Raw genomic sequence first — 25,919 nt, forward strand, 5'->3', positions numbered from 1 at the left:
GAAGTGTATGAGTTTTTTACAAATACGTAACGTTTCTCACTGCTTTTTTGCAAAAGAGAATGCCAAACTTATTCTTGAAGATATGAGCTTACAAGTGGAAGAAGGCGAATTTATTTCTATACTCGGCCCAAGTGGTTGCGGTAAAACAACGCTCCTCTCAATCATTGCTGGGTTACTTGATCCAATTGATGGTATTGTCTTTTTAGATGGTGAACCAATTACAACGAAAACATCATCTATGGGATATATGTTGCAGCAAGATTACTTATTCCCGTGGAAAACGATTGAAGAAAATATTATGCTTGGACTTCATATTCGAAGGATTTATGATGAACAAATGAAAGAACATACTTTAAATCTTTTAAAGCAAGTCGGTCTACATGGGGTAGAAAGACAATATCCTCGTGAACTATCCGGCGGTATGCGTCAACGTGCCGCTCTCGTTCGAACGTTAGCAACTGATCCGAAAATTTTATTACTAGATGAACCATTCTCCGCACTCGATTATCAAACGAAATTAAAACTAGAAGAACTCGTTTTCAACTTACTAAATAAATATAAGAAAACATCACTACTTGTTACTCACGATATTGAAGAGGCGATTGCGATGAGTGATCGTATTTATTTACTTCAAGCGAATCCTGGAAAAATCGCGAAAACCTTTATCGTCCCGGAAAGTATCCGTTCTTTATCACCGTTAGAAGCACGCCATCACTACGATTTCCCAGCCCTCTTTCAAGATATATGGAAGGAGCTGGAACGACTTGGATAATATAAAACAACTACATGAACAATTTCGAAAGAAAGAACGCAGGCGTGCTTGGATTGCTCGCTCACTACAGCTTTTACTACTCATTCTTTTCTTTGCACTATGGGAAATAGCTAGCAAAAAAGAATGGATTGATCCTTTACTCTTTAGCTCTCCTTCGAGTATTTGGGATCTCTTCTTAACGAAATGGATCGACGGTTCACTTTGGGTCCACATATGGACGACATTGCTGGAAACAGGAGTAGGCTTCATTCTCGGAACGGTACTCGGTGCTATTATTGCCACGTTTCTTTGGTGGATGCCACTTCTAGCCCGCGTACTTGATCCTTACCTCGTCGTCCTAAATGCAATGCCAAAAGTTGCACTCGGTCCAATCATCATCGTTATTTTCGGTCCAAACATTTCATCTTCTATCGCAATGGGAGTAATCATTTCCATCATCATTACCATTCTCGTTATTTACAGTGCATTTCAAGAAGTCGATTCTAACTATATAAAAGTGATGGACACATTTGGCGCAAATAAATGGCAATGTTATAAGCAAGTCGTTCTCCCTGCATCCTTTCCAGCAATTATCTCAACGTTAAAAGTAAATGTTGGTTTATCCTGGGTTGGTGTTATTTTCGGAGAACTTCTCGTTTCCAAACAAGGACTTGGCTACTTAATTAGCTACGGATTCCAAGTCTTTAACTTCACACTCGTCTTACTTAGCGTACTACTCACATGTGTTCTTGCAACTCTTATGTATGTATTTGTTGAGGCATTTGAAAAAATTCTAATTGGAAAAAGAAAAAGAAGCTGACTCAAAACAGTGCGCTATAGTCAGCTTCTTTCTTTTACCTTTTATCACACATTTTCGTTTCATTTGTAATGTTTCCATCCGCAACCGTAACTGTATGGAAACAGTCTTTCACACGTACTGTAACGACATTATCTTTTCGATCTATCACATGATAATCATTAAACTTTTCATTCAAAGCACTACGAATTTGCTCCCCTTCAAAAATCGGAAAACCGTGAGACATTACCCAAATGAGACCAGCAACAGCAAGAATCGTTTTCATACGTTTCATTACCTCCTCGAGAGTAAACTTATAGTCCCTACAACACGCGCATTATAATTGTGTCTAAATTGTGACATTTTTATACTAATTCTCTTTTGTGCCTCCAGTTCCTTCTTCTTTTTGATAAAAATACAGAATTTTCAACTTTATCAACATAAGAAAAAACGCAAAGAATTAAAAATTCTTCACGCTTTTCTTTAACAAAACTATATCGAAAGCATAACTCACATTAGTCTCCACTTTGTTGTTCTATCGTTTTCGAAACATCATATAATCCTGACAGCACTTCCGCTCTCATTTTTACAAGCTCAGGGAACTGATAGAAGAAAGCAATTTTCTTATATTTTAACTCTGTTCCTTCTTTCACTTTTTTTGAATCTTGTAAAATGAACGCTGTAAATGTATCTGCGATATCTTCCGTTACATTTGTTGTTCCATATAGCGATACAAAATCATCATGCTTTTCTTTATAAAATTCAATTTGTGCCTCTTCACTTTCTTCTACTTTCTTTTCTGTCCACTCTTGCTCAATTGGTTTCCAAAATTTATTATAAAATTGGTTAATATACGAACTTTTTCTCACACATCCATTTTTCACGAACACCGTTTTACATTTATTTCGATATGATGAAATGTCTTTCTCTTCATCAAACGCCTCTAAATACTTTCTATCCACTGGTACTTGTTTATGTCCAATCGTTAATAGGTGAGCCGTTTCATGAATTAATGTTTTCATCACTTCATCTATATTCACCCCAGAATCAAGCACGTCTAAACTAAGCACCCAATCTCTCGGGTCATCTATACTTGGCATGACATGGGCAACAACGCCATCATAACCATCCGTTATTAGACCAAATCCTGTTATATTCTCACGATATTTCACTGGGACGAGAGTGCGATACATGTCCCATAAAGTTTCATGATACTCTCTATCTTGTCGCTGACTTAACAAATCATCTTTTGCTACTTCGTCATCTGCAAAAACTTTATTCAATCTCTTACGATCCAATCTCTCAAAATAAGGATCTACAATTTCATCATCATCGATATAATAAGAAGCTAAAAAGAAGTAATTGTCATCCTCTTCTTTTTTCTGTTCCGCCTCTTTCATATTCATACTTTCATACTCTTCTATGTCATAATCCTCTACTTTTTCAAGTTCTGAAAGTTCCTCTATCTTTTTATATACTTTTTGTAATGTTTTATCTCCTATTTGCGTGCACTCTTCTTCTGTTTTACAAATTTCTTTTTCTTCCGTAACCTCGATAGCACTATCGCATCCTGCAACTAAACTGCTTGCTATAATACAACACACTAACTTGCCATACAATTTCTTCATACAATCCCCCATTATTCCATTCTACAAAATATCATAATCATTTTTTTACGAATATGCGATAATTAATTATAAAAACTGCAAGGAGGCTTCCCATGATTCGTGCAATCTTATTCGACTTAGATGGAACACTATTAGATCGGCGCCAATCTTTAGAACAATTTATTTGTGAGCAATATAATCGCTTCGCCTCACATTTGAAGAGTATAGAGAAATCAAAGTATTGTTCTCGATTTCTTGAACTCGATAATAATGGCTATACGTGGAAGGATAAAGTATATGCTACTCTCTTTTCCGAATACAACATTACTACTTTAACGCAAGAGCAACTACTACACGACTATATTACAAACTTCCAACATCATTGTATTCCTTTCAAAAACACGCATGAACTACTTCAACAGTTAAAACAGTGAAACATTAAAATTGGTATTATTACAAATGGTTTTACTGAATTTCAGATGAGCAACCTTCGAGCACTACATATACATACGTATACAAACACCATTCTCGTTTCAGAAGCTGAAGGAATTAAAAAACCTCATCCTGAAATTTTCGAACGTGCTTTGCAAAGACTAGATGTGAAGGCAGAAGAATGTCTTTATATTGGAGATCATCCAGAAAACGATGTGCTTGGTTCTGAACAAGTAGGGATTCTTGGTGTTTGGAAAAAAGATTCGTTTTGGGGTGATTTTAAGCATTCACGTATCGTAGATGATTTGTTGGAGGTGCTTTCGTTTTTAGAGGTGGAGGTGGAGATAAAAATACAATAATAGTAATTAAATTATATCAACAATTTTCACAATATATTGATTTACCGACAAAAAATAATAAGAGGAGGCAGTTGTTCAAAAATGCCTCCTCTTATTATTCATATACTGTAAACTGCGGTTTACTCGGATGATCTTTTACTAGCGCATCATCTGGAAACTTTGAAACTTTTTGATATAAGACAATGTCGCCGATACACCCTGCTGTTAGTAGAATTCCTAAAAATGAGAGTGGCTCCAGATTCATAGCTAATCCCAATACAATTGGCAAAATTCCAGTTGGTAAAAACGGAAGCATTAACACTTTCTTCATTTGCTTTACTGTAACCGCCTGTTTAGAATGAGCATATGCAACACCTAATTTCCAATTAACGCCCCATTTTAGTTCACTCCACGGAACACCTCCGATATAGCGAAAGCCAATTAAATGTATCGCTTCATGAATACAAACGAGAACCATCATTGCGATAATAAAAAGAAACATCGTTAATAATGTAACTTCGACTTGAACCCCACCTGAAAGAAATATATGCAAATAACCAATTCCAAACGACAAGGCAATTATTATAAAAAATAAAGAAAAGTTTAATTTAACCATCGAAACAGTAACAGTCGTTTCTTTTCTTTTATCCATCTTCCCCCTCCTAAAATGTAAATATACCTTTACAAAATTGTATAATATCCCCAAAATAATGTAAAGATATGTTTACATTTATTCTTACATACAAAAAAAAGAAACCGGCTACTTTACTTCGTAAAACAGCCGATTTCTTCTATATGTTTCATCGTACGCGCTAATACGTCATCGCGCATTATAAAGCTAAATTTTCTATTCGTTTTAATGTTGTCAGGAATGTCTTTTAATAAAACAGACCCTTTCGTTTCTTCGTAATGCGTATGTTCTTCTACCGCACTAATTGTTGCAAAATAAATGTTTTTAATGATTATTTTGTCTTTTCCAGATACTTTGTATTGTCCTAAGTAAGTTAAATCAGAAACTATGCCGCCGGTTTCTTCATGAACCTCTCGAACTGCCGCTTCTTCCGGTGTTTCCCCTAGTTCTACTTTACCACCTGGAAATTCAAGACCGCGACGTAAATGATGCGTTAATAACCATTGATCCCCGTACCGGCATACAACCCAAACATGCTTTGGCTCAGGAGAAAATGGATAACGTTCAAACGATAATTGTACAGTGTTGTGGTAATAATCTTTAAATTTGTACATGCCATTACTCCCCTATTGATGGTTACAAGTTTTTCCTACCACAAATTGTAGCATATTCTCGCTTTTCTGCATAATATTATCCAATTACAATCCATTGATTATTCCCATTTGTGCGACTAATTCTTTCGTCTCATGATTTCCTAAATCGTAAATCATTTTATATGCTTTTTGTAGTTGTTCATCATATCGGTCATTATTTGAATCGTGATGATACTCAACAAATGGAACGTGGGAGCGTACAAATGACCCTAAATCTTCTACATATGCTTGATCAAAGTGCTCTCTTAATTCCGTAATTTCCTCATCATTTGCGGAAATCTCAAAATTATACGTATCCGCCGTCTTCACTTGTGAAATTTGACCGTTTCCTATTGATATATAATATGTTTTTTTCGTCTCCATGTAACACCCTTCTTTCATCCTTTTATTTTCTATTGTTTTCATCAATTACAAAATTATGTAAAATAAAGAAAAGGAGGGATTTTATGTTCAAAATATTAATTATCGGTATTATCATCGTCCTAATCATCCTCGTACTCTCCGTCATGACAATTAATAAAGGCTATGCTTATAAACATTCCGTCGATAAACTAGAAGACAATCCTTATACAAAAAAGAATAAGGAGAATTCCTAATATGCTTCGTATACTTCGCATCATAGTAGCACTCACTGTGATCGTTATGTCGGCAATTGGATTATATACAGGTCAAAATAATTCTTTACCTCTTTCACAATTTCTATTAGGGGCTTTAATGTTTCTCATCGCATTTGAACAAATAAAGAAAAGGGAATCAGCAACTGGACTTATTTGTATTATTGCCGGTGCTTTCATTTGGATTGTTCTCATTATTACCTACATAAAATAGAGGAGGTCTTTTATGCTAAAATGGGGACGGATTACTTTATCACTTATTGCCTTATCTATAGCAATCTATGGATTTTTTACTGGTAATAGAGAAATAATCCCTTATATGTTCATCTTTTTAGGAGGTATGGCCCTCACCATAAGTTTAGAGGAAATATTAAAACAGCAAACAGGAGGTAGTGTGCTCGCTCTACTAGCAGGAGCTGCTGCTTTATTTATTGGTTTCACAGAAATATTCTAGTAAATGGTCTAAAGGGGGCTATACGATGCTAACTCTAACTATATTACGGATTTTTTTAGCATTTTTCATGCTTCTCTTACTCACTCTAAGCACTTATGTCCATTTTACCGATAATTTTTCACTTCTCCCATACGTACAATTTATTCTCAGTTGTTCCTTTATTCTTCTAGGAATTAATGAGTATCCCGTATTTTTTCGTTTCTAGTCTCATATTCTTCTTTTTAATATCAAACTCTTTCGCTACATGTAGAATAAAATTTCGATCAATTTAGCATTTATAATTATTTTCTCTCAGTAACTATTTTTTTCTACTTAAGGGGGATTCCATGTTAAAAAACATTCAAATCATAATCGCCACTATCGCTCTTTCTCTCGCCCTATTTAGCTTCTTTGCAAACTTCACTATTCTTTTACCTTACGTGTTTATCCTTTTAAGTATTATGTTTATCCTTTTTGGAATTGATGAAATGAAGAAACGGGAAAAAACAAAAGCATTTGTTTATTTTCTCGGTTCTGCCTTTGTTTTATATGTTGGAGTGTCTAGTATACTTTCATAAAAAAAGAACATGTTCGCTCTTAATAAAATAAAAAACTGCCCTTTCACAGGCAGTTTTTTATTTTATCCAAACACTTTCTCAAGTTCATCTTTATCTTGGCTTAACCAGAAGTTCATTAAGCGTTGTGCTCCTTCTAAGTCGTGAAGCTTCGCTTGACCACATTGTGTTTCATTTGCAGCTGGAATTTCTGTAATTTGAACCGCATCTTTTAATGTTAATTCTAATAAATCAATGATTTCTCGTACTGTCGGTGTTCCGCTTACTACAAGATAATATCCTGTTTGGCAGCCCATCGGTGAAATATCGATAATATCAAAATGCGGATAACGATCAATATATTTACGTAAATTAAATGCTAATAAATGTTCTAACGTATGAATAACATCTGGTTTCATTGCTTGTTTATTCGGTTGGCAAAAACGAATATCGAATTTATTTACAATACCGTCACTACCTACATTGTGAACTCCGCAATGTCTTACATAAGGTGCCTTTACAATCGTATGATCTAATTCAAAGCTTTCTACTGATGGCATACAACATCTCTCCCGCTTTTAATTTAATTCCGTTATATCCAATATGATATAACGGAAATGCACATTAGTAAAGTATTATGTACAGTCGTGCTATAATACTTTAAGAATATGCTGAAAAGGAGACCGTTATGAAACAGATTTTTATTGGGATTATACGCTTTTATCAAAAATTCATTTCTCCGATGACACCACCAACATGCCGTTTTTATCCGACTTGTTCTCATTACGGATTAGAGGCGTTTCAAAAACATGGTGCACTCAAAGGTTTTTGGCTTACTTGTAAGCGTATATTAAAATGTCACCCTTTCCACCCGGGAGGATTTGATCCTGTCCCAGATAAAAAGGATGACAAAGTAAATTCTTAATTGTCGTAACCATTCACAACTAAATCTAATTTTCCTGTTTCAGGATCGATAACAAGACCGTGAACAGGTACTTCTTCTGGAAGTAACGGATGGTTGCGAAGTATCGATACGCTATGTTCTACACTTTCTTCTACACTAGAGAACCCTTGTAGGAATCTTTCTAAATCGATTCCAGAATAACGGAGTGTATCTAATTTCTCATTTGTTATACCGCGCTCTTTCATCTTCTCAATTGTACTGCTTGCCTGAATTTTTGCCATACCGCAATCGTGGTGACCAACTACACAAACTTCATCAGCACCAAGTTCATATACAGCAACTAAAATACTACGCATAATACTTCCGAATGGATGTGAGATAACAGCTCCTGCTACCTTAATAATTTTCACATCACCGTTACGCATATTCATTGCTTTTGGTAATAATTCAACAAGACGAGTATCCATACAAGAGATAATTACCATTTTTTTATTCGGGAATTTTCCTGTTTCATACTCTTCGTATTTTTTCTCTTCAACAAATTTCTCATTGTACTGCAAAATCTCTTCTAATGACTTCATAGTAAGGAACCCTCTTTTCTCTCATTTACACTACATAAATAGTGTACCAAAATATGAAAAACTCAAAAAGGATATCGCTTTATAGTAAAAATAAGATATTTTCAGATAATCGACATAATTCTTTCAAAATATACACACAGCTTTGTAACAAGTTTCACATACTTTAAACGTATTTTCACTATAAACTGATTGTAGATAATGTAAAAAAGGAGTGAATATTTATTATGTCCGACGTTCTGTTACTGAGTCGTTTTCAATTTGCAATTACTATTTTTTATCACTTTTTATTTGTACCTTTGACAATCGGACTTGTTATTTTGGTGGCATGTATGGAAACTCAATACGCCCGCACATTGAATCCAACATACCGCAAAATGGCAAATTTCTGGGGTAAATTATTTACAATTAACTTCGTAATGGGGATTATAACCGGGATTACAATGGAATTCCAATTTGGAACAAACTGGTCTGAGTACTCCAAATATATGGGAGACATTTTCGGATCACCTCTCGCAATCGAAGCACTTGTTGCCTTCTTCTTAGAATCTACTTTCATGGGAATATGGTTATTCGGTAAAGACAAAATTTCACCAAAGTTCCGTGCCTTCTGCATGTGGATGGTTGCACTTGGAACAAATATTTCCGCCCTTTGGATTATTACAGCAAACGGCTTTATGCAAAACCCTGTTGGCTACGTAGTACGTAACGGCCGCGCTGAATTAAATGATTTCTGGGCACTCGTTACGAATCCATACGCTTGGAATATGTTCTTCCATACTGTAGTTGGTTGTTATATTGTTGGTGCTTTCTTCGTTATGGCAATTAGTGCCTATCACTTATTACGTAAAAATGAAGTTGAATTCTTCAAAAAATCATTTAAGTTCGGCTTAATGTTAGGCTTATTCGCCGCAACAATTACACCGTTTATGGGACATCAATCTGGTGTATCAGCGGCTAAATATCAACCCGCAAAAGGAGCTGCGATGGAAGCAGTTTGGGAAACCGGAAAAGGACAAGGCTTCTCAATAGTTCAAATTCCTGATGTGAAAAACGAGAAGAATTTTGAATTCCTTACGATTCCAAAACTCGGAAGCTTCTTCTATACAAACTCATTTGATGGCGAAATTGTTGGTTTAAAGGATATTCCGAAAGATGAACGTCCAAATGTTAACCTCGTGTATTATAGCTTCCGCTTAATGGTTGCACTCGGTATGTTCTTTATGGCATTAACTTGGTATGGCTTCTATTTAAACCGAAAAGGAAAACTAGAAAACTCAAAACGTTATTTAAAAATTACAATATGGTCTGTCTTACTTCCTTATATTGCGATTAACGCAGGATGGATTGTCGCTGAAGTAGGTCGCCAACCATGGACAGTATATAAACTAATGCGTACAGCAGAATCTGTATCGCCTATATCTGTCCCGCAAATTTGGTTCTCATTAATTAGTTTAATTTTATTCTACACTTTACTTTTAATCGCAGATGTATACTTAATGCTGAAGTTCGCGAAAAAAGGACCTGCCGCATTAGAAGAACCTGCTACTGAGGGAGGTGTGGCTCATGTCTCATGATATGCTTGCAATCATCTGGTTCGGTTTATGGGGCGTGATTTGGACAGTTTACTTCATTCTTGACGGGTATGCACTTGGTAACGGAATGATTTTTCCTTTCGTTACGAAAGATCGACAAGAACGAAATCAATTACAAGAAGCAATTGGCCCGTTCTGGGGCGGTAATGAAGTATGGTTAATTACAGCTGGTGGCGCAACATTTGCTGCCTTCCCAGTCACATATGCTAATATGTTTAGTTATTTATATACACCGTTATTCTTAGTATTACTTGCACTATTTGCTCGTGCCGCTGGACTGGAATTCATGCATAAAGATGATTCACCAATTTGGCAAAAAACTTGTAAATGGGCATTTGCAATTGGCAGTTTCTTAATCGCCTTTTTATTCGGTGTTACATTTGCTAACTTGTATTACGGACTACAAATCGGAAAAAATGGCTATGAAGGAAATTTACTTAGCTTACTAAACCATTACGGTATTTTAGGAGGGTTGTTCTTCACTGCTATATTTGTCGTATCCGGTGCCCTTTGGGTCATGATTAAAACGACTGGTGAAGTATCTGATCGTGCTTATAAAATCGCAAGGCCATTTTCAATGGCAGCTGCTATTATTTTAGCTATCTTCTATGTAGCGACTGCTAATCGAACAAACTTATTCCAAAACTTTACGGAATATCCGGTACTATTCATTCTTCCAGTACTTGCAATGCTAATGAGTGTACTCGCACTAATTATGGTGTACAAACATAAAATTGGCCTTGCCTTCACATTCGTTTGCCTAACAATCGCAATGTTTATGACAACTGGCTTTGCAGGTATGTTCCCAAGAATGTTACCATCTCGTATTAACGATGCATACAGTACAACGTTATACAACGCAGCCGGTAGTCAATTAAACTTAAAAATTATGTTCTTCGTTGCAATGGTCATGGTACCAATCGTTATTGGATATCAGCTTTGGAGCTACAGTATATTTAAAAATAAAATTCATAAAGACTCTGCTAAAGGGTATCACTAAGGTAAAAAAAGACACTTCATTTGAAGTGTCTTTTTTATACGTATGATTTTCGATAAGATGTTATATTTCTAATCTAACAACTATACTACAGAAGAATCATTAACAGCTCACAGCTAGATTGTATCATAGGGCAACTTCATCATTTTATGCAATTTTACATACTGTACTATAAAGTAAACTGTATCCCCTGATCATTCGCATCATTATCCCATACATCAGCTGTACTAATCCCGCTAAACGTTTGTACTTTCATTCCTGTATTTGATGATCCCGATCCATTATAAGCCTTCGTCTTTTCAATCGGCTGTACGTTATATTTGTCACCTACATTAATTGTTCCATTGCAGTTTTCAATAATAACACCTTCCACAACTGCCGGCATTTTGTCACCCACTTTCATTTCTTTACTTTTATTTTATGAAAATCGCCTAGAAAAATAGCATGTTTCAATAAGAAAAAGCACTCAATTTGAGTGCTTTTTCTTTAAGCATAAAGACAAGTTTGGAGACAGTTGACTTCTTCAAAATTTTATTAGGGGTAATATTTTGAAAAAGAAAGCCTTTCATATGTAGGTTAACACCACTGGAATATATAGTAAATTGATAATATTTATACGGAAGATTGCTAATGTTTAGTATAGATAGTTTACACTATGCTAACAGTGTAAACTATCTATACTAATAAAAAAAGGTGCCTTCAAAAAAGACACCTTTCAAAAACAGACACTATAAAACAGAATTATTTATTGTTATACGATTGTTAGATACAAAAAGTAGAGGGAAATGTTTGTATGAAATTCTGCTTTATAAAGTCTGTCTACAACTTATATTGTAATCCTCTTCATTTGAAAAAAAATATAATATGCACAATTGCATACAAAAAGAAAAAGCACTCTACTGAGTGCCTTTTCAACCATTTTACTTTTAATATATCGCTTTGAATATATTGTAACATACGTATCTATATATTTTATTGGGAAAATTCAAAATCCTTTTTCTTTCATTTTCACTTATAAAATCATGTAATATAAAAGGTATGTCAAATTCTTATACAAGTTGAGGTGTACTATATTTATGATGTATTTCGGAATTATTCCTCTTATATTATTTATTATTTTTCTTATCTCATATTTAAAAGATCCGCGAAAAATAATAAACGGCTTTTTATTTAATGCCTTTATCTGTTTTTTCCTTCTTTTTTGTGTGATTGTATCATTGAACTCAGATAGTGATGTCCTACGCTACATTATATTTTTACCTTTTTTAGCACTTCTCATTATGCTTCCTTTCGGTATTGTTGCTTTAATGTTTGGGCTATTTCTTAATGCTAGAATTTTAATGAAGCGAGAAGGACGACGGTTCACTAACTGTTTAACACTCCTTGCTGCTTTAGGGATGTTATTCTTTATGTTACTCCCTATTATAAATCCAGCAAGTTTGGTTTCATCGCATTTAGAGCCTATTTTTGCAGCTATTTCTCTTATAAGCATATATTTCTTTATACACTTATCTAACTTCTTAAGTGCATATTTTTTATACCAATTCAACAGACCAAGACGTAATCAAGATTTCATCATCGTTCTTGGTAGCGGCTTAATTAATGATAAAGTACCACCTTTACTTGCAAGCCGCATTAATAAAGCGATTGACTTCTATTGGAAACAAGCCGCTGTTAATACACCACCAACAATTATTTTTTCTGGTGGACAAGGTCCAGATGAAGGTCTTCCAGAAGCGGAAGCGATGCAAAGTTACGCTGTTGAAAAAGGAATTCCTCTTGAACATACAGTCCAGGAAAATCGCTCTGTAAACACATATCAAAATATGCTGTTCTCTAAAGAAATTATGGATTCTTTAAAACCAGAAGGTAAATATAAAAGTATTTTTACAACGAATAATTTCCACCTTTTCCGTGCTGGTATATATGCAAGACAAGCCGGTCTTAATAGCCAAGGAATCGGATCAAAAACTGCATTTTATTACTGGCCTAACGCAATGATCCGTGAATATGTTGCGATTGTCGTAATGGGACGCAAGCGCCATATGAAAATATGTGGAACTATTTTAGGTTTCGCTTTATTCGTATCAGTACTTAGTTTTATATTTTCTTAATAGCATCCCATCCTTTGAAAGGATGGGATTTCTTATACTGATTTCAAAAATATTTTAAAGATAATATGGTGATAATATTCCCTGCATACATCCATTAAAGGAGAATTTTTTCAAATTAAATGTTAAAATAAAATTTAGGTGTGAATTACGTAACAAATAAGAAACTAGTTTGAAACGAGGAAATTACATGGAGAAAATTATCAAAAACAAGCCCAATAAGCTAAGAATTGCTTCAAAAGCTTTGATGATTATTATTGGGGCATTTATCACAGCGTACGGATTAGAAGCAGTATTAATTCCAAATAACGTATCAGACGGTGGTGTAACTGGTTTAAGTATCGTTAGTTCAAGATTATTTGGATTGCCATTAGGAGCTCTAATCGCAGTTATTAACATTCCTTTCGTTTGGTTAGGGTATAAGCAAATCGGTAAAAGCTTTGCGATTTATTCTATTATCGGAATTGCTTCATTAGCAGTAGGTACCGTTGTCATGCACGGAATACCAGCTATTATTGAAGGCGATACATTATTAGTTACAGTTGTTGGTGGTATTATCATCGGTTTTGGTATGGGACTAGCATTACGTAACGGTGGGGCATTAGATGGAATCGATATGCTTGCTGTATTGCTTTCTCGTAAGTTACCATTTGGAACGAGTGACCTTATTTTATTCTTAAACATGTTCGTATTTATTTTCGTATCAACGGTATTCGGCCTGCAAGGAGCTATCCTTTCGGCAATTGCTTACTTTATCGCTTCGAAAGTGATTCATATCGTTGAAGTTGGTTTAAGTGGTTCAAAAGCATTTAAAATTATTACAAAAGAGCCTGAATTAATGGTAGAAACAATTCGCGATCGTTTAGGCCGAAGTGCAACATATAACGAAGTATACGGTGGTTATTCAAGAGAGAAGTTTAAAGAAATTTCATGTGTAATTAACCGTTTAGAAGAAAGTAAAATGAAAGAACTTATTAATGAAATCGATCCACACGCCTTTATTACAGTTTATGACGTAGCAGAAGTAAAAGGCGGTAACTTTAAGAAACGTGATATTCATTAATCGTTATGAAAAAGAGGGTGTGCCAAAATTTTGGCACACCCTCTTTTTATTATTAAGTTGCTATCGTTGTCAGTTTTTGTCGGTAAGTCGATATATTTCAATAATCGCTGATATATTTTTACTTCCTCCCTTATGCCTAAATCGTACCACATGAGAGGAATTAATTCCCATAACAAAAAAAGACCAAAAAGCAAATTCCACTTTTCGGTCTCTACACTATCTTCTCTTCGTAATTTTTCCTGAACCACCGACCCTCGTTTTCGGAGGAGATGTATTCCTTGGCGGCGTTTTAATAGATGATTTTGGCTTCACATCTGATCCGCTTGAACCGCCTGGTGTTTTTGTAATTTTACCCTTGCTTCCAGTAGAAGGTGGGGGCGTCGTATTACTTCCTTTTTCAGTAATACTTCCCTTATCACCTACTGATGGTTTCGAATCTACATTATCGCCTCGCTTAATGATAGACCCTTTCCCTTCCTTCGTAATTGGAGGTGGGGTTTTCTTTTCTTCTTTTGTAGGTGGTCTCTCTGGAATAACTGGTTTATGATTTTGTCTATCGTTATATCCTCGATAATCACCGTATGATGATTTTCGTGAGCCGAATATATCGTTTAATATGCTACCCATAATATATCCTTGCAAGAAGGACGGTTGGTAATTTTGACGGACAAATTCTTTATTACTTATTTCAATTAACGTATCAGATGGTTTCTCTTTATCCTTTTGCAGGTTATAAATCTTATCAGAATAAACGAGGAACATTTGATTTTCGTCTTCTTTAGACGCTTGCTGCGGTTCTCTTTCATTAATGAGTTCCTTTGCGACTTCAGGAACTGACCGATTGGCGGCCCTATACACGTAAGATTCTTGTTTACCTTCCTTGGCAACAGATTCAAGTGGATAACGGTCTTGAATCGACTTTGTCTGCCCGCCTTGACAACCTGATAAGGCATAACCAGCAACAACAAGTAATATAACGATAGCAAGTATAGGGATCACAAACGATTTAATCATGGTAAACAATCGGTTTGACATGATTACGCCCCCTTACGTTGCTCTTATAATTTGTACATCAGCAGGAATGATTGCTTCTCCCTCATACATCATTGTGCGACCATTTTGCCATTCAATACGCAATAATTTTCGATTATCTGATTGGAATTCCCATATATACTGTTCTTCTGAAGCTGAGAATGGAGTTTTTCCCATCACAACAACACGTCCGTTATATTGTTCTTCCATATGATACTCGGTATCATCCATTTCAATTGTCGTCGGAATTTCATCAATTGAATCTAAGCGACCATCAATTGGAGTATATAATTTGTAATACGTATTTTCTCGGTCTTCAATTTTTAAATAACGAATATCTTTTCCATCTTGCAATGTCAAAACAATTTCCTTACGCGAATGCATACTCGTTTTCCCAATTAATTCATACATAACTAATGAAACTTCAATCATATCGCCAGGAGCTAACGTTAAAAGACTCTTTTCCGGCTTCGGTGGCTCTGGGCTTTTCATTATATTTTTAATTCGTTTAAATAAACTCATGATCTACCCCTCCTTTTCTCTTTATAAACAAGCACCTAAAATTAGTGCACCAACAATATGTAATGATCCGGCTAACATCGCATGTGCAACGCTACCTTCTTTCGTACCTTCTTCTAAATCAAGACCAGACATTTTCTTTAATACGAATTCGATAAACATTTCTACCACTAATAAAATAACGAAAGAAACTGCTGATGCAAGAAGTGCTTGCCATAAATCATTTGCTTTCGTTATCGATTGAGATAAAATGTACCCTTGTGCAAATAATTTCATAATAAAACGAGTTGTTACAGCTGTATTTCCATTTTTGATTTCTTTTAAATCATTGTATTTTGTAAAAATTGAATCAACCCACATAATTGCAAATAAAAGTACTGCACTCGCTCCAGTCCATACAAGCATGGCAACTACATTCATCCATGTCATTGCAAAACCTCCTCTAAAATATAATAGAAAACCGACATGAATATATTTAGACATGTCGGTTCATTTGTCTTTATTCTATATTATTTCTCATACTGCTTCATAATACGAGCTAATTCATCGTCAACAGCAGAATTTTTGTTTAAGCTTGCGAATTCATCATCTAATGATTTTTCTTTCTTATAAACTTCACCGCTTGCTTCCGCTTCAGCCTCTAATTGAAGGGCTTTCTCTTCCATACGGCTTAAACCAGCTTTTGCTGAATTTGAATCAAATCCAGACATCGCCTGATTAATATTTTTCTGTGCTTTCGCAGCATTTACACGTGCTACAAGTGTTTCACGTTTATTTTTCAGCTCATTTAATTGCTTACGCATTTCTTCTAGCTTTAGGCGCAGGTTATCAGCAGCAGCTTTATTTTGCTCGTAGCTTGCTTTATACTCATTCATTTTTTGCTCTGCATTTTGTTTTTCTTCTAATGCACGACGCGCAAGATCTAAGTTATTAGCTTGAACAGCCGTATGAGCCTGCTCTTCACGTTTTTTCACAAGTGCTTCTTGCTCTTCAAATAATATTTTGAATTTCTTCTCAAGTGCGATTTGAGCTGCTACACTTTTCTCAGCCTCTTGTACATCGGCTTGCATATCGCGTAAATATTGATCAGTCATCTTAACTGGATCTTCCGCTTTTTCAATTAACGAATACACATTTGACATTGTTAAATCTCTTAATCGTTTAAATACAGACATCTAAATTCCTCCTATGATATACCTCATATTTCAAATTCACTACTTGGAAAACTGAAAAATCTCCCTTTACAGTAAAGAATATTCATTTTACAGCCTATGTGTTTATTATAACAAAACTAATATGTCCTTACATGTTATTTCCAAAATACATCCATTATAATATGACATTCTATATACAATATTGTATTTCTAATATATTCTCATTATCCCTCTTTGAAATTAACTTACTTTTGTGCAATTTCACTAAATTACATAAGTGTAATGTTACTGTAAGCTAACTCGATAGTTGCATTCCGATATTTCTTATACACTAATACCAGAAGCAACAAACAAGCTTCTTCACATTTAAGCACTAATACAAAAATTGTATTTACTATAAAACATATAAAAGGAGAAATCATCATGAAAAAATTAGTAGGAATCGGATTAGCAGCAGCAATTTCACTTGGAGCATTATCAGGTTGTTCTTTATTAGGAGAGAAAGCGAACGGCTTTGTACTGTACGGATCAGAAGAACAAGTTCAGCAAATTACAGATAAAAACAAAAAAGAAGTGAAAGAAAAAGACTTCTATAAAATGAAAATGACAACATTAGATGGTAAAAAAGTTCTTGTAATGGATAAGAAAACTGGTGAAGAACTAGTGAAAAAAGAGTTACTTAGCAAAGTTGATGAAAAAGACAACACGAAACCACTTGATAAATTACCAGCTGTAACAACAGAACAAGGTGTATTATTTGCAAAAGAAAAAGTAGAAAATGCTGCACTTGATGGGGCAAAATTAAAATATGAAGGCAACACAATTATCGGAAGTGGTCGTGCATATACAGATATGTATGCGATTGTCGATGACGCAACTTACAGCAATGTAAAAGGTGATGAAAAATCTGTAGGTGTATTAAAATTTGATAAAGACCCAAGTAAAGAATTCCCTGGTTACAAAGGCGTAGAAGCTTCTCAACTTGTAAAAATTAAAAAGTAAAACAAAAAAGCTTTGCGAAATTCGCAAAGCTTTTTTCTATTTATTATGAGCAATTTGCTCCATATCCGGGCTACAAGTTTGCGACTGACATGACTTATTTAAAGAACATGCCGCGCATTTTCCTTTTTTACTTCTCTTTACAAAATTAACTAACGTATATGCTGCATAACCAAAAATGATAGCTCCAATTATAATATTGACCATCATCACAATACATCTCCTTCTAGAATCCGAGTAAGGATCCAACTTGGTATATAATGAGCGTTAATACATAAGCAACTACGAGTGGATAAACGACTGAGAAAATCGTCCACTTCGCTGATCCTGTTTCACGTTTAATAACAGCTACCGTCGCTAAACACGGAACATATAATAAAATAAAGAACATAAATGCATAAGCTGATAATGCTGTATAATGTGCTCCCATTACATTTCCAAGCACATCTTCTTTAACTGCATAAATAATTGCCATTGTAGAAACGACAACTTCCTTCGCTAAAAATCCTGTTAAAAGGGATGCTGCAGCTTGCCACGTTCCGAAGCCGAGCGGTGCAAATAGTGGTGCGATAAATCCACCAATCATCGCTAAGTAACTGTCTCCCATATCAACGCCAAATCCTGATGGACCTGCATAGTTTAATAACCAAATGACAACCGAACCACCAAAGATGAATGTACCAGCTTTACGAACAAATCCTTTTCCTTTCTCCCACGTGCTTAGCCATAATGTTTTTGCTTGTGGCACACGGTAAGGCGGTAATTCAATTACGAAAATAGACTTTTCCGCTTTCAAAATTGTAAGAGACATAATTTTTGTAACTAATAACGCAAGAACAATCCCTGCAACATATAAAGAAAATACAACAGTCGCCTGACTATGCGGGAAAAATACGCCCGCAAATAATGCATATACAGGTAATCGTGCTGAACAAGACATAAATGGTGTTACTAAAATGGTAAGTAAACGTTCTTTTTCCTGTTCAATCGTTCTCGCAGCCATGATACCTGGAACGTTACATCCAAAACCGATAATCATCGGAATAAAAGCTTTTCCGTTTAAGCCGAAAAACTCCATAATTCTATCCATAACAACTGCAATTCGCGCCATATACCCTGAGTCTTCTAATAATGAAATAAAAAAGAATAGTGCAAAGATTTGTGGTACGAATACTAATACAGCACCAACACCGGCAATAATACCTTCTGTAACTAGTGCTTGAATAAAATCAGAAGCTCCAATACTTGTAAGTCCAGCCGTCACCCAATCCGTAAGCTGGCCACCAAAAAACTCATCTAACATATCCGATAAAGGTGTACCAATCCACGTAAACGTAACCTGAAAAATAAAAAACATAACTGCTAAAAAGATTGGAAGTCCTAAAATTTTATGTGTAATTAATCTATCAATTTTTTCTGAAAAAGGAATTTTTCCTTCTTTCTCATGCTTCATAACATTTGTTTTTAACTTTTCAATATACGCTTCACGAGTTTTGTAAATGTGCTCTTCTAACGTACAATCAAGTCTTCCTTCTAAGCGAGATCGAATGGCTATGAGTTCCTTATAAATTGGTAATGCTTTCATTTCTTTTTCTACTACTTCGTTATTGCTTAAAAATTGAAGTGCTAACCATCTCGGATGCTCGTAATTCGCTGTCTCTAAAAGAGCAATTACTTCTCCAATTCCTTCATCCATTTGTACACCATATGAAATAAGGAATGGCTTTTTCTCTTTTTTGTCATTTTCTTTAAGAGTCGTAAGCAGTTCTTCACAGCCTTTTCCACTTCTTGCAACAACAGGAACGACTGTTACACCTAATAGCTCTGATAATCGTTTTACATCAATGACAATTCCTCTTTGCTTCGCCACATCAACCATGTTTAAACCAATTGAGACTGGCTTACCAAATTCAAGTAACTGCAACGTTAAATGCATATTTCTTTCAAACTGCGAGGAATCTACGATATTTAACATATGATTAAATTCTTCTGTTAATAGAAAGTTTGTTACAACACCTTCATCACGTGAAACTGGATTTAAATCATAAACACCTGGTAAATCAATTAATGTTCCTTGTCTATCTTTTAATTTACCAACCTTTTTTTCTACTGTTACACCGCTCCAGTTTCCTACGTATTCATAAGAACCAGTAAGTGCATTAAATAATGATGTCTTCCCTGTATTCGGATTCCCTAGCAAAGCTACCTTATTCACGCTAATTCCACCTTTATCATTTTCGCGTCACAATGACGAATACTAATTAACTGTCCACGACACTCCAATGTACAAGGACCTTTGAACATCGCTTTCTGTTTCAGGCGAAGTTCGCTTCCTTCAGCAAGACCGAAAGCAGCTAGTCTACGCTTTAATAGCTGATCTAAAGACTGAATACTTTTTACTAACACTTTCTCTCCAATTTTAATATCTACTAAGCTCATAACCTTCCCCCTCAGAAGAGAATGATAATTATTTTCAAAAAAATTATACCACACCCAATTTCTCTTGTACTATACCCTTTTGCTTCATATTTATTAACATTTCGCTACAATTCTATTTCAATTATTGTCATACTGTATTCGTTTGCCATTCTCATCCATTTCGCTTACAATAAACAATAACAAATAAAGAATTTCGTTATCGCTGGGGGAGCCATGCCGCTGAGAGGGAACACTTCGTTCCGACCCTTCGAACCTGTTAGTTAATGCTAACGCAGGGATTGTGCAAACGTCCGAAATACATACCTCATTTTTATTTACGTATTTCGTATCCTCCTATGATATCTATTCTTTTTTGTACAACTTGGATTTAGGGGGAGACAACATGCGTAACACCAATTTACAAGCGATGATCGAATCTGCTATTCTTGCAGCCTTCGCCATGATTATCGATATTTTACCATTATCACTTAAACTTCCAACAGGCGGTTCTATCTCATTCGCTATGATTCCTATTTTTATTATTGCTTACCGCTGGGGCTTTAAATCAGCTTTCTTAGGCGGTTTAGTTTGGGGACTATTACAAATTGTCGTGGGAGATGCTTATATTTTAACACCTGTTCAAGCATTCATTGAGTACTTCATTGCCTTTGCTTTTATCGGATTTGCTGGCTTATTCTATCGTCCAATTCAAAAAGCACTTTTAACATCCAATGAAAATAGCTTAGAACAATCAAATTTAGGTAACCGTAAAGACAAACATTCATCAAAACAAAATCAGGGTAAGAAAGTCCTTGCTTATATTATCCTTGCTACATTTATCGGTAGCTTTGCTCGCTATTTCTGCCACTTTATTGCCGGCATTATTTTCTGGGGACAATATGCGCCGAAAGGTCAATCAGCTGTGTTATATTCATTAATCGTAAATGGAAGTACAATGCTTGGTTCTTTTATTTTATGTACCGTTTTACTTATATTTTTATTTATCACTTCACCACGATTATTCAAAAGCATCAGTGCTTATCAAATGAATACACAAAAAAAGGGCGCTTAATGAGCGCTCTTTTTTCATATCGTAATATCAATTAAAAATACAATAAATGCGCAAAAGAAAATAAATACCATTATACTTAGCCAATTGCTATGCACGGTTCATCGACTCCTTACATAACCTCATATTCTAAACAAATTATACTGATTAAAAATAAAGATTAGGTAAAGATAATATGAAAATAAATTAAAAAAGCATAGATCATATTGTCTACGCTTTTTTCGGTAAATAGAAATAAAATAATACACCATCTTCTGTATTTTCTGCCCCATATTCAGCATCATGTAGTTCTAAAATATTCTTTGAAATAGCAAGCCCAAGCCCCGTCCCACCTTGTGAACGCTGACGAGCTGTATCCACGCGATAAAAACGATCCCAAATTTTATCTAATTGCTCTTCTTCAATATGAGTACCTTTATTTTCAATGCACACTTTTATACGATTCTTCTCATCTATTGTAGAAATAATAATATCCTCTTTATTTGGTGTATATCGTATAGCATTCGTAATGAAGTTCACGATGACTTGTTCAATCCGGCCTTGATTTGCAATCACTTCAAATGAACTTATATTTTTATGAATATGAAGTTCTTTTTTCTCTATTTCCACAGATAGATGTTCACATATACCTTCAATTACTGTATCAATATAAAACGAATCTTTTTTCATTTTATATGTACCAGATTCAAATTTAGCTAACTCAAGCATATCCAAAATTAACGTATCCATTTTGTCTACTTCTCTCTCCATTGCCTGAAAATAATACTCTTTTTTATGTTCAGCTACCCCATCTTTTAAAATAGAAATACAGCTTTTCATAATACTTAGCGGTGTTTTTAATTCATGTGAAACACCAGAAATGAATTCTTTTCGCGTCTTTTCTAACTTTCTTTCCTTTTCAATATCTTCTTCTAACTGTCCAATATGCGAATGGAGTTTATTTGATAGCACATTAATATTTTTCGATAAATCTCCAATTTCATCTTTCGAAGTAATCGGTATTTTTTCTGTGAAGTCTAAATGCGCTATTTTCTTTGTTGTATCATTTATTTTCAATAATGGCTTTGCAATTTGTTTTGAGTAATAGAACGAAGCTAGAAAAATAAGAACGACTACAAATGCAATGATATAGATATAATAATCTTGCACCATTTGTACAGCTTCATCTACCGGCTGTAAAGAAGCCATCGCATAAATATATGTTACCGATCCGTCTTTTTCTTTTATTGGTTTCATTAATAATTTATATTTTATATCATTCTTTTCGTAGTCCATTGTCTTTGTTGAATACTCTATTTGATTACTCTCTTTTAGTAACACATCCGTTTGAAATTCTTTTATACTATCCAAAAATAAAGTGTTTTTATAAATTGGATTTACGGGGCCTTTTACATCTGGAAACTGTACTTTCGTAACACGCCCTCCTATGTAAACATCTGGTTCTTGAGCAGCTTGCTCCCGAACAGCCGGCTTCTTTTCCTTACCAACTTGTTCCACAGCTGCTTTCTTTTTCTCCTCATTTAATTTACTCATTTTCTCATTAAATGCTTTTTCTAACGGTTTATTAGATCCGCTTAAATTCTGCTTAGATAAAGAAAAAGAGAATGGAATAAAACTATCTTCTTTTCTCACTCCAGAAAAATAAATTTCTTGCCCTAAAAAATGCTCCGATAATTTATTATCAATCTCCTCTATATTGACGAGATTGCCTAAAGGAATTTTAAATATTTGTTGTCCAAAGCTCTTTTGTTGCCTACGATCTATCGTTACCTCAAAATAAAAATCATCTGCATGTTTTAAATTCCCGTTCTTATCTAATGTCGTAATCCACGTATTATTTTCTCTTAAAAAGTCTTGCTCTAGTTTCTGAATTTCTTCTGCATTTCCTGCATGATTTAAATAGTTCTTCTCAAAGGAATTTAAATTCACTTTAATATCTTCCACTTTTCGATTCGCATAATATTGTTTAAAAAATATCGTTTGTCCAATAAATATCGTCGCTAAAATTAACATGCATAATGCTGTTGTAAGAGTAAATAATTTTAGAACAATCCCTTTTCTCATATATTCCCCTCAAATTTATAACCAGTTCGTACTACAGTTGTAATATACTTTGCTTTCTCTCCTAATTTATTTCTTAAATTACGAATATGGCTATTCACCGTTCGATCATCGCCAGCAAATTCATATCCCCAAATTCTTGAAATGAGTTGCTCTCGCGTTAAAACGATTCCTTGATTTTTCATGAAATACACCAATATTTCAAACTCCGTATGCGTTAAACTAACATCTGCCTCATCAACAGTAACAGTACGCGACGGAAAATGGACATGGATGCCATGAATCGATAACGTATCATCTTCGTTCTCTAAAGGTTTCTTCGATGCTTTTCTACTTTCTAATAATCGTTTCGCTCTTGCTAATAAAATTGGCGGACTATACGGCTTCGTCACATAGTCATCTGCCCCAAGTTCAAAACCGAGTAACGTATCGTCTTCATCTACGCGCGCCGTCAGCATAATAATAGGCACCTCGGACGTCTTTCGAATTCTTCGGCAAACAGACCATCCATCGAGTTCTGGCAACATAATATCTAAAATAACTAAATCAACCTCTTCTTCTTCAAATACAACTAAAGCCTCTTTCCCGTCCCTCGCTTCAAACACTACATATTGCTCACTTAAAAAATAATCTTTTAATATTTCACGTAATATGTCTTCATCTTCAACAATTAAAATATTTTTTGACATAATTTATATATCCCCCTCCCGCTTTCAGAAACTATAATTTCACTTTGAATAACTGCCAGTTAACTTCGCCTCGATAATATATCTATCTGGTGCATTCCCTATATAATTAAATGGGTAACAAGTTGTCAGTGTTAATATCGGTTCTTCTTTTTTTATAATAACAGTACGATCATCCGCATGAGTAATCCATGTCTTTTGAATTTCATATGTGTACATTTTATTATCATACTCTAAAACAAGGGTATCCTTTTCTTTCAACTCTCCTAAATCTGTAAATACAGTATCTCGATGTCCACTTAGTACAGTATGTCCCCCTCCAGATGGAGTTGTCGTTAAATCACTAACGAACATACCCACTCCTTTTTTCAAAGTCGTATCATCCGCTCCCCAATATATAGAAAACTTCTTCTTTATTTTTGGTATGTTTAACATCGCTACCTTTTCTCCTTCTTTATGTTCTGTTTGAGAAGAAGGCACTTGAGAAGTTACAGGTGTTTCACGAGAAAGTTGAGTATCTTGTATATTTTTAAGACTCTTTATTTCTTCTGCAGTTAATTGCCCGGCAGAGCTTCTTCCTTTATACCATTCCACAGCATAATAGGATCCCATGAATAGCCCTATAGCCATCAATATGATACCGATATAATTGAGTGACTTCATTCTTCATTCCTCCATGCCAAAAATGGTAGGAGTAACCTACCATTTTTAATATATGAAATTATCCCATTCTTTATAGGAAAATATTTTATTTACGCTTTAATCTTATTGCGACGATTCAAACCAAATAATGTACCTACCGCTACAAGACATGCACTTAATCCCATCATTGCTACATTATTTGATGCTGTATTTGGTAATTTTTCACCTTGTACAACTGGCTTTGCTACTTCTTTTTTAGCTACTTCATTCTTTTGCTCGGCTTTTATCGCTGCTTCTTTTTTTGCCATATCGTTTTTTAACTGTTCTTGCGCTATTCTCTTTTTCTCTTCTTCACTTTTTTTCTCAGCTTTTATTGCTTCCTCTTTTTTAGCCATATCACTTTTTTCTTGTACTTGCGCTGCTTGCTTTTTCTCCTCATCACTCTTTTGCTGTTCCTTAATTGCTTCTTCTTTTTTAGCTTTATCTTGTTGCACTTGTGCTTCTTCCTTTGTTACTGTTCCAGTATCTGCACTCGCTACTGAAGAATATCCTACTGCTAAAAGTGCCATTGCACAAATTGGTAATAGTCTCTTTTTCATTTTCATTCTCTCCTTATATTTTATTCTCATCAACTCGCACCGGATGTATTACTAGAATAAGCAAGAGATATAAATATAAGATGCAGATGAAATATATTTCATTTAAAGATTTCATTGTAGAAAAAGAAAAAAACATCGCAATATGTACGATGTTTTTTTCGGGTGTGTGTCTCAATTATTTACATGTTACTTTCGCGTGATTTGGAAGTAGAACGGGTTGGAGCGATAACTAATTGTCTCGGCTCAGTTTTCTTGAAGTGATTTTTGACGTTACACTTACGACGTTGAACAACCCACGCTTTAATAGGGTTTGTTAAAATAATCTTTTGCTCTTCGTTAGGGGCCTCTTCTTCAAACCTACAACTCTCGCTCCATTTATTCCATTTCATTGTAAATTTAGAAGAAGAATGATCATCTTCACGATCAAACAAGTGCAAAAAATCCATTTTTCCATCTAGCATTACGGTGTTACTAGTCGCTAAAAAAGAAAAGGTCGTCCAACGTTTCTCCATGCCCTCCTACTCCTTTTTCACATATAGAGTGCCTAAAACTTAATTTACCTAAAATATGCTTGCCTTTTACCTTACACCCATAGTTTATCCAAAATGCTATTATGCAACTATCGATTTGCCTTACAACTACCTTACATTTTTGTAAGAAACAAAAAAACCTTCACTCTATAT

Annotated in this window: 33 protein-coding genes, 1 pseudogene and 1 riboswitch; of the genes and pseudogenes, 14 read left to right on the forward strand and 20 right to left on the reverse strand. The window is 34.8% G+C overall.

All coding sequences use genetic code 11. The features are described 5' to 3' along the window. Positions 1–7: 7 nt before the first annotated feature. Positions 8–772 (forward strand): ABC transporter ATP-binding protein, encoded by a 765-nt coding sequence (locus tag BLT20_RS15800; RefSeq protein ID WP_000009036.1) that lies wholly within the window; start codon positions 8–10, stop codon positions 770–772. Next, positions 765–1,571, forward strand: a complete 807-nt coding sequence (locus BLT20_RS15805) for an ABC transporter permease (RefSeq protein ID WP_000368771.1) — start codon at positions 765–767, stop codon at positions 1,569–1,571. Before BLT20_RS15800 ends, BLT20_RS15805 begins: the two co-directional genes overlap by 8 nt. Positions 1,572–1,605: 34 nt before the next feature. Here the strand turns inward: BLT20_RS15805 and BLT20_RS15810 are convergent, their stop codons facing one another. Continuing rightward, entirely contained in the window at positions 1,606–1,833 is a 228-nt protein-coding gene (locus BLT20_RS15810; protein ID WP_000849112.1) for a hypothetical protein, read from the reverse strand. A 229-nt stretch (positions 1,834–2,062) separates the two neighbouring features. Further along, positions 2,063–3,175 carry a hypothetical protein gene (locus BLT20_RS15815; RefSeq protein ID WP_000737821.1) on the reverse strand — a complete coding sequence of 371 codons (1,113 nt, stop codon included), beginning with the start codon at positions 3,173–3,175 and terminating at the stop codon, positions 2,063–2,065. 92 nt (positions 3,176–3,267) lie between these two features. Here BLT20_RS15815 and BLT20_RS15820 point away from each other — a divergent pair. After that, a pseudogene (locus BLT20_RS15820) lies at positions 3,268–3,945 on the forward strand (HAD family hydrolase). Positions 3,946–4,039: 94 nt separating this feature from the next. Here the strand turns inward: BLT20_RS15820 and BLT20_RS15825 are convergent. The 3 genes from BLT20_RS15825 to BLT20_RS15835 form a co-directional block, all read right to left on the reverse strand. Continuing rightward, positions 4,040–4,576 carry a DUF3267 domain-containing protein gene (locus tag BLT20_RS15825; RefSeq protein WP_000361293.1) on the reverse strand — a complete coding sequence of 179 codons (537 nt, stop codon included), beginning with the start codon at positions 4,574–4,576 and terminating at the stop codon, positions 4,040–4,042. Between the two features lie 113 nt (positions 4,577–4,689). After that, entirely contained in the window at positions 4,690–5,169 is a 480-nt protein-coding gene (gene mutTA / locus BLT20_RS15830; RefSeq protein ID WP_000276385.1) for an antimutator 8-oxo-(dGTP/GTP)ase, read from the reverse strand. Positions 5,170–5,253: 84 nt separating this feature from the next. Further along, complete coding sequence (locus BLT20_RS15835; protein ID WP_000448409.1) at positions 5,254–5,571, reverse strand: hypothetical protein; 318 nt, start codon at positions 5,569–5,571, stop codon at positions 5,254–5,256. A gap of 83 nt (positions 5,572–5,654) precedes the next feature. Here BLT20_RS15835 and ytzI point away from each other — a divergent pair, with 83 nt between their 5' ends. The 4 genes from ytzI (at position 5,655) to BLT20_RS15860 (ending at position 6,833) form a co-directional block, all read left to right on the forward strand. Next, on the forward strand, positions 5,655–5,804 hold the full coding sequence (gene ytzI, locus BLT20_RS15840; protein WP_000472794.1) for a YtzI protein: 150 nt from the start codon (positions 5,655–5,657) through the stop codon (positions 5,802–5,804). 1 nt (position 5,805) lies between these two features. Then, positions 5,806–6,036 carry a DUF3953 domain-containing protein gene (locus BLT20_RS15845; protein ID WP_000944458.1) on the forward strand — a complete coding sequence of 77 codons (231 nt, stop codon included), beginning with the start codon at positions 5,806–5,808 and terminating at the stop codon, positions 6,034–6,036. 12 nt (positions 6,037–6,048) lie between these two features. Continuing rightward, the gene (locus BLT20_RS15850; RefSeq protein ID WP_000922253.1) at positions 6,049–6,276 is read left to right on the forward strand and encodes a DUF3953 domain-containing protein; all 228 of its coding nucleotides are present in this window, start codon (positions 6,049–6,051) and stop codon (positions 6,274–6,276) included. Between the two features lie 326 nt (positions 6,277–6,602). Then, positions 6,603–6,833, forward strand: coding sequence for a YczI family protein (locus BLT20_RS15860; RefSeq protein WP_000916670.1), 231 nt, complete (start codon positions 6,603–6,605; stop codon positions 6,831–6,833). A gap of 62 nt (positions 6,834–6,895) precedes the next feature. On the opposite strand, the gene luxS is transcribed toward BLT20_RS15860, so the two are convergent. Then, positions 6,896–7,369, reverse strand: a complete 474-nt coding sequence (luxS, locus tag BLT20_RS15865) for an S-ribosylhomocysteine lyase LuxS (RefSeq protein WP_001141371.1) — start codon at positions 7,367–7,369, stop codon at positions 6,896–6,898. Between the two features lie 128 nt (positions 7,370–7,497). Here luxS and yidD point away from each other — a divergent pair, with 128 nt between their 5' ends. After that, entirely contained in the window at positions 7,498–7,734 is a 237-nt protein-coding gene (yidD, locus tag BLT20_RS15870) for a membrane protein insertion efficiency factor YidD (RefSeq protein WP_000809334.1), read from the forward strand. Here yidD and BLT20_RS15875 read toward each other — a convergent pair. Next, entirely contained in the window at positions 7,731–8,294 is a 564-nt protein-coding gene (locus tag BLT20_RS15875; protein ID WP_000838169.1) for a beta-class carbonic anhydrase, read from the reverse strand. The two genes, yidD and BLT20_RS15875, sit on opposite strands and share 4 nt — an antisense overlap. Before the next feature lie 224 nt (positions 8,295–8,518). Between BLT20_RS15875 and cydA the strand changes: the two genes are divergently transcribed. Both cydA and cydB read left to right on the forward strand, forming a co-directional pair. After that, the gene (gene cydA, locus BLT20_RS15880; RefSeq protein ID WP_001286188.1) at positions 8,519–9,868 is read left to right on the forward strand and encodes a cytochrome ubiquinol oxidase subunit I; all 1,350 of its coding nucleotides are present in this window, start codon (positions 8,519–8,521) and stop codon (positions 9,866–9,868) included. Then, positions 9,858–10,886 carry a cytochrome d ubiquinol oxidase subunit II gene (gene cydB / locus BLT20_RS15885; protein ID WP_000017662.1) on the forward strand — a complete coding sequence of 343 codons (1,029 nt, stop codon included), beginning with the start codon at positions 9,858–9,860 and terminating at the stop codon, positions 10,884–10,886. Before cydA ends, cydB begins: the two co-directional genes overlap by 11 nt. Before the next feature lie 166 nt (positions 10,887–11,052). Here the strand turns inward: cydB and BLT20_RS15890 are convergent, their stop codons facing one another. After that, positions 11,053–11,286, reverse strand: a complete 234-nt coding sequence (locus tag BLT20_RS15890; RefSeq protein WP_002001299.1) for a spore germination protein — start codon at positions 11,284–11,286, stop codon at positions 11,053–11,055. A gap of 673 nt (positions 11,287–11,959) precedes the next feature. Here BLT20_RS15890 and BLT20_RS15895 point away from each other — a divergent pair. Beyond that, the gene (locus BLT20_RS15895; RefSeq protein ID WP_000990094.1) at positions 11,960–12,997 is read left to right on the forward strand and encodes a YdcF family protein; all 1,038 of its coding nucleotides are present in this window, start codon (positions 11,960–11,962) and stop codon (positions 12,995–12,997) included. A 187-nt stretch (positions 12,998–13,184) separates the two neighbouring features. Next, a complete protein-coding gene (locus BLT20_RS15900; protein ID WP_000411246.1) occupies positions 13,185–14,057 on the forward strand; it encodes a YitT family protein in 873 nt (290 codons plus the stop codon). Positions 14,058–14,273: 216 nt separating this feature from the next. Here BLT20_RS15900 and BLT20_RS15910 read toward each other — a convergent pair whose 3' ends face one another. From BLT20_RS15910 to BLT20_RS15925, 4 genes are all read right to left on the reverse strand, one after another. After that, complete coding sequence (locus tag BLT20_RS15910) at positions 14,274–15,092, reverse strand: DUF4247 domain-containing protein (RefSeq protein WP_000071199.1); 819 nt, start codon at positions 15,090–15,092, stop codon at positions 14,274–14,276. 12 nt (positions 15,093–15,104) lie between these two features. Next, positions 15,105–15,611: a DUF4178 domain-containing protein gene (locus BLT20_RS15915; RefSeq protein ID WP_000051745.1), complete on the reverse strand. Its 507-nt coding sequence runs from the start codon at positions 15,609–15,611 to the stop codon at positions 15,105–15,107. 21 nt (positions 15,612–15,632) lie between these two features. Beyond that, positions 15,633–16,037 (reverse strand): DUF350 domain-containing protein, encoded by a 405-nt coding sequence (locus tag BLT20_RS15920; protein ID WP_000220087.1) that lies wholly within the window; start codon positions 16,035–16,037, stop codon positions 15,633–15,635. An 80-nt stretch (positions 16,038–16,117) separates the two neighbouring features. Next, positions 16,118–16,783, reverse strand: a complete 666-nt coding sequence (locus BLT20_RS15925; protein ID WP_000110290.1) for a PspA/IM30 family protein — start codon at positions 16,781–16,783, stop codon at positions 16,118–16,120. 402 nt (positions 16,784–17,185) lie between these two features. Here BLT20_RS15925 and BLT20_RS15930 point away from each other — a divergent pair, with 402 nt between their 5' ends. After that, positions 17,186–17,764 carry a lipoprotein BA_5634 family protein gene (locus BLT20_RS15930; protein ID WP_000737501.1) on the forward strand — a complete coding sequence of 193 codons (579 nt, stop codon included), beginning with the start codon at positions 17,186–17,188 and terminating at the stop codon, positions 17,762–17,764. Positions 17,765–17,800: 36 nt separating this feature from the next. On the opposite strand, the gene BLT20_RS15935 is transcribed toward BLT20_RS15930, so the two are convergent. Genes BLT20_RS15935 through BLT20_RS15945 form a run of 3 tightly spaced genes read right to left on the reverse strand, consistent with a single transcriptional unit; the run spans position 17,801 to position 20,200 of the window. Further along, on the reverse strand, positions 17,801–17,971 hold the full coding sequence (locus BLT20_RS15935) for a FeoB-associated Cys-rich membrane protein (RefSeq protein WP_000989598.1): 171 nt from the start codon (positions 17,969–17,971) through the stop codon (positions 17,801–17,803). Positions 17,972–17,987: 16 nt separating this feature from the next. Then, positions 17,988–19,976: a ferrous iron transport protein B gene (feoB, locus tag BLT20_RS15940; protein WP_001044840.1), complete on the reverse strand. Its 1,989-nt coding sequence runs from the start codon at positions 19,974–19,976 to the stop codon at positions 17,988–17,990. Continuing rightward, positions 19,973–20,200, reverse strand: a complete 228-nt coding sequence (locus BLT20_RS15945; RefSeq protein WP_000060512.1) for a FeoA family protein — start codon at positions 20,198–20,200, stop codon at positions 19,973–19,975. Before BLT20_RS15945 ends, feoB begins: the two co-directional genes overlap by 4 nt. Positions 20,201–20,394: 194 nt before the next feature. Further along, positions 20,395–20,496: riboswitch (TPP riboswitch) on the forward strand. Between the two features lie 86 nt (positions 20,497–20,582). Between BLT20_RS15945 and thiT the strand changes: the two genes are divergently transcribed. Further along, positions 20,583–21,251 (forward strand): energy-coupled thiamine transporter ThiT, encoded by a 669-nt coding sequence (gene thiT, locus BLT20_RS15950; RefSeq protein WP_001246587.1) that lies wholly within the window; start codon positions 20,583–20,585, stop codon positions 21,249–21,251. A 207-nt stretch (positions 21,252–21,458) separates the two neighbouring features. Here thiT and BLT20_RS15955 read toward each other — a convergent pair whose 3' ends face one another. The 5 genes from BLT20_RS15955 to BLT20_RS15975 form a co-directional block, all read right to left on the reverse strand. Continuing rightward, the gene (locus BLT20_RS15955) at positions 21,459–23,312 is read right to left on the reverse strand and encodes a sensor histidine kinase (protein ID WP_001225339.1); all 1,854 of its coding nucleotides are present in this window, start codon (positions 23,310–23,312) and stop codon (positions 21,459–21,461) included. After that, the gene (locus tag BLT20_RS15960) at positions 23,309–23,998 is read right to left on the reverse strand and encodes a response regulator transcription factor (protein WP_000041847.1); all 690 of its coding nucleotides are present in this window, start codon (positions 23,996–23,998) and stop codon (positions 23,309–23,311) included. Before BLT20_RS15960 ends, BLT20_RS15955 begins: the two co-directional genes overlap by 4 nt. A 39-nt stretch (positions 23,999–24,037) precedes the next feature. Continuing rightward, positions 24,038–24,658, reverse strand: coding sequence for a class D sortase (locus BLT20_RS15965; protein ID WP_000838838.1), 621 nt, complete (start codon positions 24,656–24,658; stop codon positions 24,038–24,040). 89 nt (positions 24,659–24,747) lie between these two features. Next, complete coding sequence (locus BLT20_RS15970) at positions 24,748–25,236, reverse strand: LPXTG cell wall anchor domain-containing protein (protein ID WP_000746702.1); 489 nt, start codon at positions 25,234–25,236, stop codon at positions 24,748–24,750. Between the two features lie 179 nt (positions 25,237–25,415). Next, complete coding sequence (locus BLT20_RS15975; RefSeq protein WP_000415614.1) at positions 25,416–25,748, reverse strand: hypothetical protein; 333 nt, start codon at positions 25,746–25,748, stop codon at positions 25,416–25,418. Positions 25,749–25,919: the final 171 nt, after the last annotated feature.

Origin of the sequence: Bacillus sp. cl96 (assembly GCF_900100505.1) — a bacterium.
Taxonomy (GTDB): Bacteria; Bacillota; Bacilli; order Bacillales; family Bacillaceae_G; genus Bacillus_A; species Bacillus_A cereus.